Origin of the sequence: Anoxybacillus mongoliensis, assembly GCF_014201515.1 — a bacterium.
GTDB classification, from domain to species: domain Bacteria; phylum Bacillota; class Bacilli; order Bacillales; family Anoxybacillaceae; genus Anoxybacillus; species Anoxybacillus mongoliensis.
In genome coordinates this window covers 242,478-257,680 of the sequence record NZ_JACHEQ010000002.1, presented here as the reverse complement: position 1 = coordinate 257,680, position 15,203 = coordinate 242,478, and the positions used below count along the sequence as shown (strand labels likewise).

Sequence of the window (15,203 nt, the reverse complement as noted above, 5' to 3'; positions counted from 1 at the left end):
GATGATGGTGGCGCCAAAGACGATTATTGAAAAAATTTGGGATGAACATGTTGTTTATCGTGAAGATGGAAAACCGGATTTATTATATATTGATTTACATCTCGTTCATGAGGTCACATCGCCGCAAGCGTTTGAAGGATTGCGGCAAAAAGGGAGAAAAGTGCGCCGCCCAGATTTAACGTTTGCGACGATGGATCATAATGTGCCAACGGTCAATCGTTTTGTCATTGAAGATGAAGTGGCGAAAAATCAAATGACGGCATTAGAGCGAAACTGTCGCGAGTTCGGCGTTCCGCTTGCCGATTTAAATAGTCCTGAACAAGGTATTGTTCATGTCATCGGTCCCGAACTTGGGTTGACACAGCCGGGGAAAACAATTGTGTGTGGGGATAGCCACACGTCTACACATGGCGCTTTTGGGGCATTAGCGTTCGGTATCGGAACGAGTGAAGTCGAACACGTATTAGCGACGCAAACGTTATGGCAACACCGTCCGAAGACGATGCAAGTGAACGTTACAGGCTCGTTAGCAACGGGCGTATCAGCAAAAGATGTCATTTTAGCGATCATTGGCAAGTTTGGTGTAGATTTCGGCACAGGATACGTGCTTGAGTTTACAGGCGATGTGATTCGTCGTATGTCGATGGAAGAGCGGATGACAATTTGTAACATGTCGATTGAAGCGGGTGCACGAGCTGGGTTAATTGCCCCAGATGACGTGACGTTTGCATATTTACGAGGAAGAAAATACGCTCCAAAAGGAGAGGCGTTTGAACAGGCGGTTGAAAAGTGGAAACAATTACGTACGGATGAAGGAGCGGTATATGATCGAGTCGTTCATATCGATGGAAGTGAAATTGCTCCAACAGTGACATGGGGAACAACGCCAGCGATGAGCTCTCCAATTGATGGAACGGTCCCTTATCCAGAACAGTTTGCGACAGAAACGGAACAAAAAGCGGTGCAGTTAGCGTTGGAATATATGGGGTTAAAACCAGGAATGAAAATGACGGATATTGCGGTGCAGCATGTGTTTATCGGATCATGTACAAACTCACGCATGAGCGATTTACGGGAAGCGGCGCAAATTGTAAAAGGAAAAAAAGTCGCACCAGGCGTCAGAGCGCTTGTCGTTCCGGGCTCGCAACAAGTAAAAAAACAAGCGGAAGAAGAAGGAATTGCGCAAATTTTTATTGACGCAGGTTTTGAATGGCGTGATTCGGGTTGTAGCATGTGTCTTGGAATGAATCCGGATACTGTTCCAGCCGGGGAACATTGCGCTTCAACGTCAAACCGCAATTTTGAAGGGAGACAAGGAAAAGGGGCGCGTACGCATCTTGTCAGTCCAGCAATGGCAGCAGCAGCTGCGATTTACGGACATTTTGTCGACGTGCGCACGTTATATCAAGAAGTGGTGAGATAGGAGGGGGAAAATTGGAACCATTCGTCGTTCATAAAGGAAAAGTAGCTGGATTAGATCGAGCCAATGTAGATACCGATCAAATTATTCCGAAACAATTTTTAAAACGCATTGAACGCACCGGATTTGGTCGATTTCTTTTTTACGATTGGCGTTATTTGCCGGACGGAACGCCAAACCCACATTTTGAGTTAAACCGTCCTGAAAACGAAGGAGCGACGATTTTAGTGGCAAACGAAAATTTCGGATGTGGTTCATCGCGCGAACACGCCCCTTGGGCGCTTGCGGATTACGGATTTCGTGCTATTATCGCGCCTTCGTTTGCCGATATTTTTTACAATAACTGTTTAAAAAATAGTTTGCTCCCTATTAAACTTCCAAAAGAAGATGTTGCTTATTTGTTAAAACAGGCGGAGCGGTCAGACTACGAGCTGACGATTTCGCTTGAACAACAAGTTGTTTTTGATGAAGAAGGATTTACGAGCTCGTTCGATATCGATCCGTATCGAAAACAGCTCCTTTTAAAAGGCTGGGATGAAATTGATTTAACATTCGTGTATGAGCCATATATTATCGCTTACGAAAAAGCACGCTCTTGACGACTCGTCGAGAGCGTTTTTCGTTGAGTTTGTCGGCAAACATTGCTACACTTAAAGACAAATGTGAACGAAGGTGAGTATATGTGAAAAATCGAAAAATCGTCCCGCATCCTTATTTAAAAGAGCGGTTGTTAGCGGAAGGAATGGATGCGTTAAAAGGAAAGCGATATAAAGAAGCGTATACGTATTTCGTACAGTTAGAGCAACTGCAATTGCATGATGATGATGTGGAAATGGCACTTGTCGTTTGTTTGTTTGAAATGGGACAGGCAGAAGAAGCGAAAGAAAGATGTGAACAGCTGTTAGAGCGTGGCAAAGGGGATTGGGCGATATACATTTCGATGCTCGTCCATTTACAACAATACGACGAGGTGGTTGCAGTTATTCACAAACTTCAACGAAAAGGAATCGATTGCACTCCGTTTTTACCGCTCTTACAGTTTAGTGAAAAAATGATTCGTTCGCATGACGATCATCTGACAAAACAATACGAATCGATTTTTCAAGGCAATGAATGGACGAAACAACTTCGTATCCTTCAGCAACTTGATTTGCGTCTCGTTTCACACCTAGCGCCAATATTCGTTCGTTATTTGCGTGATGAAACGAAACACCCGATTGTGAAAACGACAATGTTACACATATTAAAGAGAGAACAAGTGACAGAACCGATGACCGTAAAAAAATTCGGTCAAACGATGACTGTTGTTCCAGCCGGAATTGATGAACAAAAACAAAAACAATGGACGAAACAAGTGCTTGACATTGTTGAACAAACGTGGTCGAAGCAAAATCCGACAATGTATGAATGGTGTGAACAAATATGGCTTCGTTATATGTTTGTGATGTATCCATTTCTTCCAACAGAGTCGGCACAACAATGGGCGAATGCGCTATATACATATGTTGAGCAATGTGAAACAGGGCAAACGATATGGACAAATCCGCTCGTTTCCAAACTTTATGAAGCAGAAAAATTATGGCTCTCTGTTGAAAGTATATAATTGTATGGTATAATATAGTGGTTGTATTACACATAAAACCGTGTATGCCTACATATATGTAGTTCATTTACATGAATTTTTGAAGTTGGAGGGAAAGAAGCATGTCGGCGAAATGGGAAAAACTCGAAGGCAACCAAGGCGTTCTTACAGTAGAAGTAGACGCTGAAAAAGTGAATGAAGGATTAGATGAAGCGTTTAAAAAAGTAGTGAAAAAAGTACAAATTCCAGGATTCCGTAAAGGTAAAATTCCTCGCTCTTTATTTGAAAAACGTTTCGGCGTTGAATCATTGTACGCAGATGCGTTAGATATTTTATTGCCAGAGGCATACGCAAAAGCTGTTGAAGAAACAGGTATTGAACCAGTTGATCGTCCGGAAATCGACGTCGAGCAAATGGAAAAAGGAAAAAGCTTAATTTTCACTGCGAAAGTGACTGTGAAGCCAGAAGTAACACTTGGCCAATATAAAGGGCTTGAAGTTGAAAAGTTAGATGACACTGTAACAGATGAAGATGTAGAACAAGAATTAAAACGCTTGCAAGAGCGTCACGCTGAGCTTGTTGTGAAAGAAGAAGGAACAGTAGAAAACGGTGATACAGTTGTCATCGATTTCGAAGGATTCGTTGACGGTGAGGCGTTTGAAGGCGGCAAAGCGGAAAACTATTCCCTTGTCATCGGTTCAGGCACATTTATCCCAGGATTTGAAGAGCAATTAATCGGCATGGCTGCTGGGGAGGAAAAAGATATTGAAGTAACATTCCCAGAAGAATATCATGCAGAGCAATTAGCTGGTAAACCAGCGGTATTTAAAATTAAATTGCATGAAATTAAAACAAAACAACTTCCTGCGCTTGACGACGAATTTGCAAAGGATGTAGATGAAGAAGTCGAAACATTAGATGCGCTAAAAGAAAAAATTAAAGAGCGCTTAACAAAAGAGAAAAAAGAAGAAGCCGAAGCAGCACTTCGCGATGCGGTTGTTCAAAAAGCGACAGAAAACGCACAAATGGATATTCCAGAAGTGATGGTGAAAAATGAAACAGATCGCATGATTCGCGAGTTTGAACAACGTTTACAAATGCAAGGATTAAACCTTGACTTATACTATCAATTCTCTGGACAAGATGAAGCTGCACTTCGCGAACAAATGAAAGAAGAAGCAGAAAAACGTGTTCGCGTAACATTGACGCTTGAAGCGATCGTCAAAGCAGAAAACATCGACGTCACAGAAGAAGAAGTAGAAAAAGAATTGCAAGAAATGGCGAACTTATACAGCCTATCTGTTGATAAGTTAAAAGAGCTTTTAGGCACAGTGGACGGCTTAAAAGAAGATTTAAAAATGCGTAAAGCGATCGATTTCCTTGTCGAGAACAGCAAAGTTGTTGCATAATGAGAAGAGAAAGAACAAGGTGCATGATGTGCCTTGTTCTTTCCACATATAGTTGCAGTAATGGAAGTTTTCTAACTTTTCGTACACATTTACGTTTTTATTGGCATACTTTTAAAGATTTATGATAAAATGACGAATACATAACGTTTTTCTTTTTCGTGTACATATGATCGTAAAGAAATAAGGGGTGAAATCATGTTTAAGTTTAATGATGAAAAAGGGCAGTTAAAATGCTCGTTTTGCGGCAAAACGCAGGAACAAGTACGCAAACTTGTTGCTGGCCCAGGTGTATACATATGCGATGAGTGTATTGAATTGTGCACAGAAATTGTGCAAGAAGAGCTTGGATCGGAAGAAGAAGTAGAGTTTAAAGATGTACCAAAGCCAAAGGAAATTCGTGACATTTTAGACGAGTACGTCATCGGACAAGACGAGGCGAAAAAAGCACTTTCTGTGGCGGTATACAACCATTATAAGCGCATTAATTCAAACAGCAAAATTGATGATGTCGAATTATCTAAAAGTAATATTTTAATGATCGGACCGACAGGAAGCGGAAAAACGTTGCTCGCTCAAACGCTTGCGCGCATTTTAAACGTACCGTTTGCGATTGCGGATGCAACATCATTGACAGAAGCAGGGTATGTCGGTGAAGACGTCGAAAATATTTTATTAAAGCTCATTCAGGCGGCCGATTATGATATTGAACGGGCAGAAAAAGGAATTATTTACATTGATGAAATTGATAAAATTGCGCGCAAATCAGAAAACCCTTCCATTACGCGCGACGTATCAGGTGAAGGTGTACAGCAGGCGTTATTAAAAATTTTAGAAGGAACAATTGCAAGCGTGCCGCCACAAGGAGGACGAAAGCATCCGCATCAAGAGTTCATTCAAATTGATACGACGAACATTTTATTCATTTGTGGTGGAGCATTTGACGGATTAGAACCGATTATTAAGCGCCGTCTCGGTAAAAAGGTGATCGGCTTTAGCTCCGATGTGCAAGCGGAAGTTGAAGAAAAAGATTTATTGTCTAAAGTGTTGCCAGAAGACTTATTAAAATTCGGATTAATTCCAGAGTTTGTGGGACGTCTTCCTGTGATTACAAGCTTACAACCGCTTGACGAAGACGCGCTTGTCGATATTTTAGTCAAACCGAAAAATGCGCTCGTAAAGCAATATCAAAAAATGCTCGAACTTGACGATGTCGAGCTTGAATTTGAAGAAGAGGCGCTTCGTGAAATTGCGAGACGTGCGATTGAGCGAAAAACAGGAGCGCGCGGTTTACGTTCAATCATTGAAGGCATTATGCTTGATGTCATGTTTGAATTGCCGTCGCGTGAAGATGTACAAAAATGCGTGATTACAGCAGAAACGGTGCGCGGAGAAAAAGCGCCGCTGCTTATTTTACAAGATGGAACAATTGTCGAGTACGAACGAAAAACATCTGCGTAAATGGAAAAAAGGTCGATTTTCCGAATCGGAAAGTCGATCTTTTTTTGTTTATTTCTCTCTCTGCTCGGAGATACTATGCGTACAATACATATGCAGGAGGAACGGCCATGAACTGGACAAACATTGCGCTACTTATTCAGTTGTTTTTTGGGATTATTATCGGCCTATATTTTTTGAACCTGTTAAAAAGTCAACGAACGCAAAAAATTTCGATCGATAAAGAAGCGAGAAAAGAGATGGAACAACTTCGGAAAATGCGTTCCATTTCACTCACGGAGCCGCTTGCTGAAAAAGTGCGTCCAAAAACGTTTGATGATATTGTTGGTCAAGAAGATGGCATAAAAGCATTAAAAGCGGCATTGTGTGGACCGAATCCGCAACATGTCATTATTTATGGACCACCAGGTGTCGGGAAAACAGCAGCCGCTCGTCTCGTGTTAGAAGAAGCGAAAAAAAATCCGTTATCTCCATTTCGAAAAGATGCTGTTTTTATTGAATTGGATGCAACGACAGCACGCTTTGATGAGCGTGGTATTGCTGATCCGCTGATCGGTTCTGTGCACGATCCAATTTATCAAGGAGCGGGTGCGATGGGACAAGCTGGCATCCCACAACCGAAGCAAGGAGCGGTGACGAACGCGCACGGTGGCATATTATTCATTGACGAAATTGGTGAATTGCATCCGATTCAAATGAACAAGTTGTTAAAAGTGTTAGAAGACCGAAAAGTATTTTTTGAAAGCGCGTACTATAGCGAAGAAAATCCGAACATTCCAAACCATATTCATGACATTTTTCAAAACGGATTGCCTGCTGATTTTCGGCTCGTTGGTGCAACAACGCGAACGCCAAATGAAATACCGCCAGCGATTCGGTCACGCTGTATGGAAGTCTTTTTCAGAGAGTTAGAACAAGAAGAAATTGCTAAAATTGTGGAAAAAGCAGCAGAAAAAGTAAACGTTCCGATTGAAGAACAAGCGGTTGATGAACTGGCGATGTATGCTCGCAACGGAAGAGAAGCGGTCAATACGTTACAAATCGCAGCTGGTATTGTCATTTCTGAGAAACGCTCTAAAATTTTACGTCAAGATATTGAATGGGTCATTCAATCAAGTCAATTATCGCCACGTTATGAGAAAAAAGTGGGACAGGAAGCGAAAGTTGGGTTAGTAAACGGATTAGCGGTTTACGGTCCGAATAGCGGATCGCTGTTAGAAATTGAAGTTGTAGCATTGCCAACGAAAGAAAAAGGGTCGATCAATATGACCGGTATTGTCGAAGAAGAACAAATTGGTGGTCAAGGCAAGTCGATTCGCCGAAAAAGTATGGCGCGCGGCTCGATCGAAAACGTCATTACTGTTTTACGTTCGCTCGGTGTGCCGGCAGATCAATACGATATTCATGTAAACTTTCCAGGTGGTGTCCCAATTGATGGTCCTTCTGCTGGTGTGGCGATGGCGGTTGGTATTTACTCTGCCATTTATCATTTACCGATTAATCCAACCATAGCGATGACAGGAGAAATTGGTGTACATGGGAACGTGAAGCCCGTTGGCGGCGTTTTTCCAAAAGTGAAGGCAGCAAAACAAGCTGGGGCGAAAACGGTCATTATTCCACGCGAAAATATGCAGTCGATTTTAAGACAAGTGACAGGCATTGAAATCGTTCCAGTCGATCACATTGGCGACGTTCTTTCTTTTTTATTTCACGAACACGTTCGTTCTATCCCGATGCGTCATCATTTACCGAAAACAGAACTCATGTAAAGGCAATCGGCTTCAACCGAGCGTTGAAGTCGATTTTTTACGATGAAAGATTTTACAAACGCTATAATGTACTATACAATAGGGCAATAGAAGTATGATGGAGGTGCGGGGTTGTGGCGAAAAAGAAAAATAAAGTCATTCCACTCTTGCCGTTAAGAGGATTACTTGTGTTTCCGACGACAGTATTACATTTAGACGTTGGGCGAGAAAAATCCGTACAAGCGTTAGAAAAAGCAATGGTTGAAGAAAATCTTGTGTTATTAACATCGCAAAAAGATGTACAAATTGATGATCCAGAACTTGAAGATGTATACGAAATGGGAACGATTGCACGTGTGAAGCAATTGTTAAAGCTACCGAACGGAACGTTTCGTGTGCTCGTTGAAGGGGTCTCGCGCGGAAAAGTAGTGAAGTGGGTAAGCGAAGAGCCGTGTTACGTCGTGCAAGTGGAGCCGTTTGTTGATAACGAAAAAGAAGATATAGAATTTGAAGCGTTGCGCCGAACGATGCTTGAATATTTTGAGCAGTACATAAAGCTGTCCAAAAAATTATCTGCAGATATTTATACGTCTGTCATGGACATTCAGCAAGCGGGACGCATGGCGGATATTATTGCGTCACATTTGCCGTTAAAGCTTGAAGAAAAACAAAAATTGCTTGAAGCGGTCGATGTGAAAGAGCGTGTCCATCAAATCATTCAAATTCTTCATAATGAAAAAGAAATTTTGCATTTAGAAAAACGAATTAGCCAGCGCGTTAAACAATCGATGGAACGAACGCAAAAAGAATATTATTTACGCGAACAAATGAAGGCGATTCAAAAAGAGCTCGGTGAGAAAGAAGGAAAAGCTGGCGAGATTGATATGTTGCGTGAAAAAATTGAGCAAGCAGGCATGCCGGAACACGTGAAAGCAACGGCATTAAAAGAACTAGAACGATATGAAAAAGTGCCAGCTGCCTCTGCTGAAAGCGGAGTCATTCGCAACTATTTAGATTGGTTGTTGGCGTTGCCGTGGACAAAACAAACAGAAGATATTCACGATATTCATCGCGCTGAAAAAATTTTAAACGAAGAACATTATGGACTTGAAACAGTAAAAGAACGCGTGTTGGAATATTTAGCTGTTCAGCAATTAACACATTCATTGCGAGGACCAATTCTTTGTTTAGTAGGTCCACCTGGTGTTGGAAAAACATCTCTTGCTCGTTCGATCGCAAAAACGTTAAATCGAAATTTTGTTCGTATATCGCTTGGTGGCGTGCGCGATGAATCAGAAATTCGTGGTCATCGTCGCACGTACGTTGGTGCTTTGCCAGGTCGTATTATTCAAGGAATGAAAAAAGCAGGAACGATTAACCCTGTATTTTTACTTGATGAAATTGATAAAATGTCGAGCGACTTTCGCGGTGATCCGTCTGCTGCACTATTGGAAGTGTTAGATCCGGAACAAAACCATTCGTTTAGCGATCATTATATTGAGGAGCCATATGACTTATCTAAAGTCATGTTTATTGCAACAGCGAATACGCTCGCAACAATTCCGCGCCCGCTGCTCGACCGAATGGAAGTCATCACGATTCCAAGCTATACGGAAATTGAAAAGCTGCATATCGCAAAGGAACATTTATTGCCGAAACAAATGGAAGCGCACGGTTTACAAAAACGAATGCTTCATATGCGCGATGAGGCGATTATGCAAGTTATTCGTTATTATACGCGTGAAGCAGGTGTGCGCAACTTAGAACGTCAGCTCGCTTCCATTTGCCGCAAAGCAGCGAAAACAATCGTATCAGAAGGGCGAAAACGAATTGTTATCACAGAAAAAAATGTGAGCGAGTTTTTAGGAAAACCGAAATATCATTACGGACAGGCGGAGAGCGAAGATCAAGTCGGCGTAGCGACAGGGCTTGCATATACGGCAGCTGGCGGAGATACGCTAGCGATTGAAGTGTCAATTGCGCAAGGAAAAGGGAAACTGACGTTGACGGGGCAATTGGGAGATGTGATGAAAGAATCTGCTCAAGCAGCATTTACATACATTCGCTCGAAAGCAAAACAATTAGGCATTGATCCAGAGTTTCATGAAAAACTAGACATTCACATTCACGTGCCAGAAGGGGCGGTACCAAAAGACGGTCCATCTGCAGGGATTACGATGGCAACAGCGCTCATTTCTGCTTTGACAGGGAAACCGGTCAGCCGCTTTGTCGGTATGACAGGAGAAATTACGTTGCGCGGTCGCGTGCTTGCGATTGGCGGCGTGAAAGAAAAAGTGTTGAGCGCTCATCGTGCCGGATTAAAGAAAGTCATTTTACCGAAAGAAAACGAAAAAGATTTAGAAGATATTCCAGAGATCGTAAAAAAACAATTGCAGTTTGTTCTCGTTTCACATATTGATGATGTACTTGAACATGCTTTGGTAGGTGGAGATAAATGAAAATTACAAACGTAGAAATGGTCATTAGCGCTGTGAAGCCAGAACAATACCCAGCAGGCCAACTCTCGGAGTTTGCGCTTGCTGGGCGCTCGAATGTCGGAAAATCATCGTTTATTAACAAAATGATTAACCGAAAAAATTTTGCGCGCACATCGTCAAAACCGGGGAAAACACAAACGTTAAACTTTTATCGTATTAATGATGCTTTTTATTTCGTTGACGTACCGGGGTATGGCTTTGCGAAAGTATCTAAAACAGAACGTGAAGCGTGGGGGAAAATGATTGAAACGTATTTTACGACGCGCGAACAATTGAAAGCCGCGTTGCTGATTGTTGATTTGCGTCATCCTCCGACGAAAGATGATGTGATGATGTATGAGTTTTTAAAGCATTACAACATTCCGACGCTCGTCATTGCGACGAAAGCGGATAAAATTCCGCGTGGAAAATGGCAACAACATGCGAAAATAGCAAAAGAAACATTGCGTCTCATTCCAGAGGATGAACTCATTATTTTTTCAGCGGAAACAGGACAAGGGAAAGATGAGGTATGGGGCGCACTACAAAAATGGATATAGAGAAAAAATGTGGGTGAAATTGCCCACATTTTTTGTATAATTATCCTTTTTTCACGAACAATAAGTACAATCCAAGTAAAATGAACGCCAATGGCCAAATGTGGATGAGTGAATCAAACGTTACGGATGTCACCGCTTGTTGTAACGGATGAGAAAATAAAAAAATGAATGATAAAGCAAAAAGTAAAATGGTAGGAAGTAAAGCTTGTTTCGTTTTTACGTATTGTAAAAGCAACCCAAGCGCCACAATTAACGTCAATACGCTTACATCATCTGGCCACGACGAAAGGCGAGAAGAAAGATAAAAATGAACGCCAACCCCTGTAAACACAACACCGGATAAAATGGCGGAATAATCTTTTCCGATATACGCCTGACCTAAAAAAGCGATCCCGATAATAAACAGCAATGTTGACCACGTATGAAAAGATGGAAAAAGCAAAAAGCGTTCAAGTAAAAAGTATGTCCCAAAACCAATTAAAATGATGCCGGAAAAAATACCACGTTTTTTCATTGAAATTCCCCCAATTCCGTGCGACACTTAAAACAGCATCTGTTCACTAGTTTACTAAATGAGCGCCATTTAAGAAAGATCGAAAGTTGTCAAATTGTATTCACACTTTATAAGGAAAAAACAACATAGACGTGCTATAATGAAATGAGATGACTTAAAATTCGGGGTGATGGGAAATGTATGTCGTTGTTGTCAGCGTGAACTATCGTACAGCCCCTGTCGAAATTCGTGAGAAATTGACGTTTAATCAAACGGAACTTGCTGAAGCGATGAAAGCGCTACAAAAGCAAAAAAGTATGTTAGAAAACGTCATTGTATCGACATGTAATCGAACGGAAATTTATGCGGTTGTCGATCAATTAAACACAGGGCGTTATTATATAAAAACATTTTTAGCGGATTGGTTTGGGCTCGATAAAGAACAAATCGCTCCGTATTTGCGCATTTATGAAGAACGTGAAGCGATTGAACATTTATTCCGCGTTGCCTGCGGTCTTGATTCGATGATTTTAGGCGAGACACAAATTCTTGGGCAAGTGCGCACAAGTTTTCTTTTAGCGCAACAAGAAAACACAATAGGCACGGTGTTTAAACAACTATTCAAACAAGCGATTACGCTCGCTAAACGCGCGCATGCGGAAACAGAAATCGGTGCAAACGCGGTATCTGTCAGCTATGCAGCGGTGGAACTGGCGAAAAAGATTTTTGGCGATTTAAAAAATAAACATGTGCTTATATTAGGTGCCGGAAAAATGGGAGAATTGGCATTGCAAAACTTGTACGGTAGCGGTGTCAAACGCGTGACGGTAGTGAACCGCACGTTTGAAAAAGCACAGCAGCTTGCCGAACGATTTAATGGGGATGCTAAGCCATTATCACAATTGCAATGCGCATTATTAGAGGCGGACATTTTAATTAGTTCTACGGGTGCAAAACAATATGTCATTACAAAAGAAACGATGGCAGTCATTGAAAAAATGCGCAAAGGTCGCCCGTTTTTTATGATTGATATTGCCGTACCGCGCGATTTAGATCCTGCGCTTGCTGAGCTAGATAGCATCTTTTTATATGATATTGACGACTTACAAGATATTGTTGAAGCGAACTTAGCCGAACGGAAAAAAGCAGCGGAGCAAATCGAGCGCATGATTGCTGAAGAAATGGATGAGTTTCAACAATGGCTGCATATGCTTGGTGTTGTGCCAATTATCGCAGCTTTGCGTGAAAAGGCGATGCTCATTCAGGAAGAAACGATGAAAAGCTTAGAGCGAAAATTACCGCATTTATCAGAACGAGATAAAAAAGTGTTAAACAAGCATACGAAAAGTATCGTCAACCAATTGTTGCGCGATCCGATTTTGCGCGCAAAAGAATTGGCTGCAGAGGACAATGCAGAAGAAGCGCTTCAGTTGTTTATGAAAATTTTCAATATTGAACAACAAGTGAAGCAGCAACAAAAAGAGATGAGCTGTGTTCATGAGCGAGCAACAGAACCATCTTTTCAATCGTAAGGAAGATCGTATATGTTTGATATGACGAGATGGTACGAACTCTCGCTTCTTTTACATGCATCGTCCGTTTTGTTTTATTTTATCGATTTTCTTCATCACAACCGGAAGGCAAATCGTATTGCTTTCGGGTTGCTTTCTATTGTTTGGGGGATGCAAACATTTTTCTTTTTTGCGAGAATGGTCGAGACGGGGAGATTTCCTGTTTTAACGCTTGCGGAGGGGCTATCGTTTTACGCGTGGCTGCTTATTACGTTGTCGCTTGCGATTAACGGATGGTTGCGCGTTGATTTTCTCGTCTTTTTTACAAACGTCTTAGCGTTTTTTATTCTTTCATTGCACACGTTCGCACCGACGCCGTACACCGTTGGCATCGCGGAACAATTGATGTCTGAACTGTTATTTATTCATATTACGATGGCCATTTTATCGTATGGAGCGTTTTCAATTTCGTTTATGTTTTCCCTTCTATATTTACTTCAATATGAGTTATTGAAGAAAAAAAAGTGGGGAAAACGATTATGGCGGCTTGGCGATTTAGCCAAGTTCGACGATCTTTCCTATGTGTTAAACGGTGTCGGCGTGCCAGTATTATTATTAAGTTTAATTTTAGGTATTGTTTGGGCATATATGAAAGTAGATCATTTCGTTTTATATGACGCGAAAGTGCTCGGTTCGTTTACTGTATTTGCAACATACAGTTTTTATTTATATAAGCGAGCTGTCAAAGGAATACAAGGAAAAGAAATGGCATTTTGGAATATTGGCTCCTTTCTTATTTTACTAATTAACTTCTTTTTGTTTGGTACGTTATCGCAATTTCATTTTTAGCGATTGTTGGAGGAAAGAAAAATGAGAAAAATTATTGTTGGTTCGCGCCGGAGTAAGTTAGCGCTAACTCAAACGAATTGGGTCATTGAACAACTGAAACAACTAGGTGCCCCGTTTGAATTTGAAGTGAAGGAAATCGTTACAAAAGGCGATCAAATTCTACATGTGACGTTATCGAAAGTCGGGGGGAAAGGACTGTTTGTAAAAGAAATTGAACAGGCGATGTTAGACGGAGAAATTGATTTTGCCGTTCATAGTATGAAAGATATGCCTGCTGTTTTGCCTGACGGATTAATGATCGGATGCATACCGAAGCGTGAAGATCATCGTGACGTGCTTATTTCGAAAGGGCATATTCCGTTTGAGCAATTGCCAAGCGGAGCGGTTGTTGGAACGAGCAGTTTACGCCGTTCCGCGCAACTGTTAGCCGTTCGTCCGGATTTACAAATTCGATGGATTCGCGGTAACGTCGATACTCGTTTAGCTAAATTGCAAACAGATGAGTACGATGCGATTATATTAGCAGCTGCTGGGTTGCATCGCATGGGTTGGGAAAAAGAAGTGATTACACAATATTTACCAACAGACATATGTGTTCCAGCCGTTGGACAAGGGGCGTTGGCGATTGAGTGTCGAGAAAATGATGAGGAACTATTGCATTGGCTAAACAAGTTAACCGATGAACAAACAGAACGTGCTGTTCGTGCTGAACGGGCATTTTTACAGCGCATTGAAGGTGGTTGTCAAGTACCTGTTGCTGGATATGCATATGTTGATGGAGATGTCGTCGTCCTTACAGCCCTCGTTGCTACGCCGGATGGAACAGAAGTGTTAAAAGAAATTGTGCGCGGAACAGAGCCAGAACAAGTGGGGATCGAAGCGGCACAACGTTTAATTGAACGTGGTGCAAAACAATTGATTGCTCGTGTGTTAAAGGAGATGCAATAAATGCTTAAGGGGAAAAGGGTGCTTGTAACGCGTGAGAAAGCGCAAGCAAAAGCGTTATCGCAAACGTTAGAACGATACGGTGCGATTCCGATTGAATTACCATTGATTCGCATTGGACGAGCGAAACAAGTGGATCAACACTTATTGCATGAATGGCATACGTTTGATTGGATCATTTTCACAAGCCAAAACGGTGTAAAATATTTTTTTGAACTGATTGGGGAAATAAATCCGCCAACGTGGCCGAAAGTGGCTGCAGTAGGAGAAAAAACAGCGAAAGCATTGCAAAAACGAAACGTTGTTGTCGATTTGATTCCAAACGACTTCGTTGCCGAGAGCTTAGCGGAAACGTTACAACCTTTGCTTTCTACCGATACGCGCGTGTTGCTTGTGAAAGGAAACTTAGCGCGCGATACGTTGCGAGAACAATTAAGTAACATGGCAGACGTGACAGATTGGGTCGTGTACGAAACGACGTACAATGAAGAAGCAAAGCCACAACTTATTCATTTTCTTCAGCAACGAATGATTGATGCGATCACATTTACAAGCTCATCGACGGTACATAGTTTTGCACAAGCGATCGCAGGGGAAAACGTTGATTTGTCTTTCGTCACAATCGCATGTATCGGTCCGATTACGAAACAAACAGCCCTTGATTTAGGCATTTCTGTTCACGTTTGTCCACATACATATACGATAGATGCAATGATTGAAGAACTTAATCAATACTTTACAAGGGGTGAATAAT

General features: G+C 41.7%; 13 protein-coding genes. 12 read left to right on the top strand and 1 reads right to left on the bottom strand.

Annotation, left to right across the window (positions count from 1 at the left end; all coding sequences use genetic code 11):
• Positions 1 to 7 precede the first annotated feature (7 nt).
• The 8 genes from leuC (at position 8) to yihA (ending at position 10,651) form a co-directional block, all read left to right on the top strand.
• On the top strand, positions 8 to 1,423 hold the full coding sequence (gene leuC / locus HNR43_RS03375) for a 3-isopropylmalate dehydratase large subunit (protein WP_183241301.1): 1,416 nt from the start codon (positions 8 to 10) through the stop codon (positions 1,421 to 1,423).
• 11 nt (positions 1,424 to 1,434) lie between these two features.
• Entirely contained in the window at positions 1,435 to 2,019 is a 585-nt protein-coding gene (leuD, locus tag HNR43_RS03370; RefSeq protein WP_183241299.1) for a 3-isopropylmalate dehydratase small subunit, read from the top strand.
• Positions 2,020 to 2,102: 83 nt separating this feature from the next.
• Positions 2,103 to 3,023: a DUF3196 family protein gene (locus tag HNR43_RS03365; RefSeq protein WP_183241297.1), complete on the top strand. Its 921-nt coding sequence runs from the start codon at positions 2,103 to 2,105 to the stop codon at positions 3,021 to 3,023.
• A 101-nt stretch (positions 3,024 to 3,124) separates the two neighbouring features.
• Positions 3,125 to 4,411 carry a trigger factor gene (gene tig / locus HNR43_RS03360; RefSeq protein ID WP_032100248.1) on the top strand — a complete coding sequence of 429 codons (1,287 nt, stop codon included), beginning with the start codon at positions 3,125 to 3,127 and terminating at the stop codon, positions 4,409 to 4,411.
• A gap of 195 nt (positions 4,412 to 4,606) precedes the next feature.
• A complete protein-coding gene (clpX, locus tag HNR43_RS03355) occupies positions 4,607 to 5,869 on the top strand; it encodes an ATP-dependent protease ATP-binding subunit ClpX (protein ID WP_055440012.1) in 1,263 nt (420 codons plus the stop codon).
• Positions 5,870 to 5,976: 107 nt separating this feature from the next.
• Positions 5,977 to 7,635, top strand: a complete 1,659-nt coding sequence (gene lonB / locus HNR43_RS03350) for an ATP-dependent protease LonB (protein ID WP_183241295.1) — start codon at positions 5,977 to 5,979, stop codon at positions 7,633 to 7,635.
• A gap of 113 nt (positions 7,636 to 7,748) precedes the next feature.
• Positions 7,749 to 10,073 carry an endopeptidase La gene (gene lon, locus HNR43_RS03345; protein WP_183241293.1) on the top strand — a complete coding sequence of 775 codons (2,325 nt, stop codon included), beginning with the start codon at positions 7,749 to 7,751 and terminating at the stop codon, positions 10,071 to 10,073.
• Entirely contained in the window at positions 10,070 to 10,651 is a 582-nt protein-coding gene (gene yihA, locus HNR43_RS03340; RefSeq protein ID WP_183241291.1) for a ribosome biogenesis GTP-binding protein YihA/YsxC, read from the top strand. Before lon ends, yihA begins: the two co-directional genes overlap by 4 nt.
• 40 nt (positions 10,652 to 10,691) lie before the next feature.
• On the opposite strand, the gene HNR43_RS03335 is transcribed toward yihA, so the two are convergent.
• Positions 10,692 to 11,165, bottom strand: a complete 474-nt coding sequence (locus HNR43_RS03335; RefSeq protein ID WP_221248132.1) for a hypothetical protein — start codon at positions 11,163 to 11,165, stop codon at positions 10,692 to 10,694.
• Positions 11,166 to 11,341: 176 nt separating this feature from the next.
• Between HNR43_RS03335 and hemA the strand changes: the two genes are divergently transcribed.
• From hemA to HNR43_RS03315, 4 genes are read left to right on the top strand one after another with little or no spacing between them, the layout of a single operon-like run.
• Positions 11,342 to 12,676: a glutamyl-tRNA reductase gene (hemA, locus tag HNR43_RS03330; RefSeq protein WP_183241287.1), complete on the top strand. Its 1,335-nt coding sequence runs from the start codon at positions 11,342 to 11,344 to the stop codon at positions 12,674 to 12,676.
• A 12-nt stretch (positions 12,677 to 12,688) separates the two neighbouring features.
• Complete coding sequence (locus HNR43_RS03325; protein WP_032100240.1) at positions 12,689 to 13,504, top strand: cytochrome C assembly family protein; 816 nt, start codon at positions 12,689 to 12,691, stop codon at positions 13,502 to 13,504.
• A gap of 21 nt (positions 13,505 to 13,525) precedes the next feature.
• Positions 13,526 to 14,452, top strand: coding sequence for a hydroxymethylbilane synthase (gene hemC, locus HNR43_RS03320; RefSeq protein WP_183241284.1), 927 nt, complete (start codon positions 13,526 to 13,528; stop codon positions 14,450 to 14,452).
• Positions 14,453 to 15,202, top strand: coding sequence for a uroporphyrinogen-III synthase (locus HNR43_RS03315; protein ID WP_183241282.1), 750 nt, complete (start codon positions 14,453 to 14,455; stop codon positions 15,200 to 15,202).
• Position 15,203 lies beyond the last annotated feature (1 nt).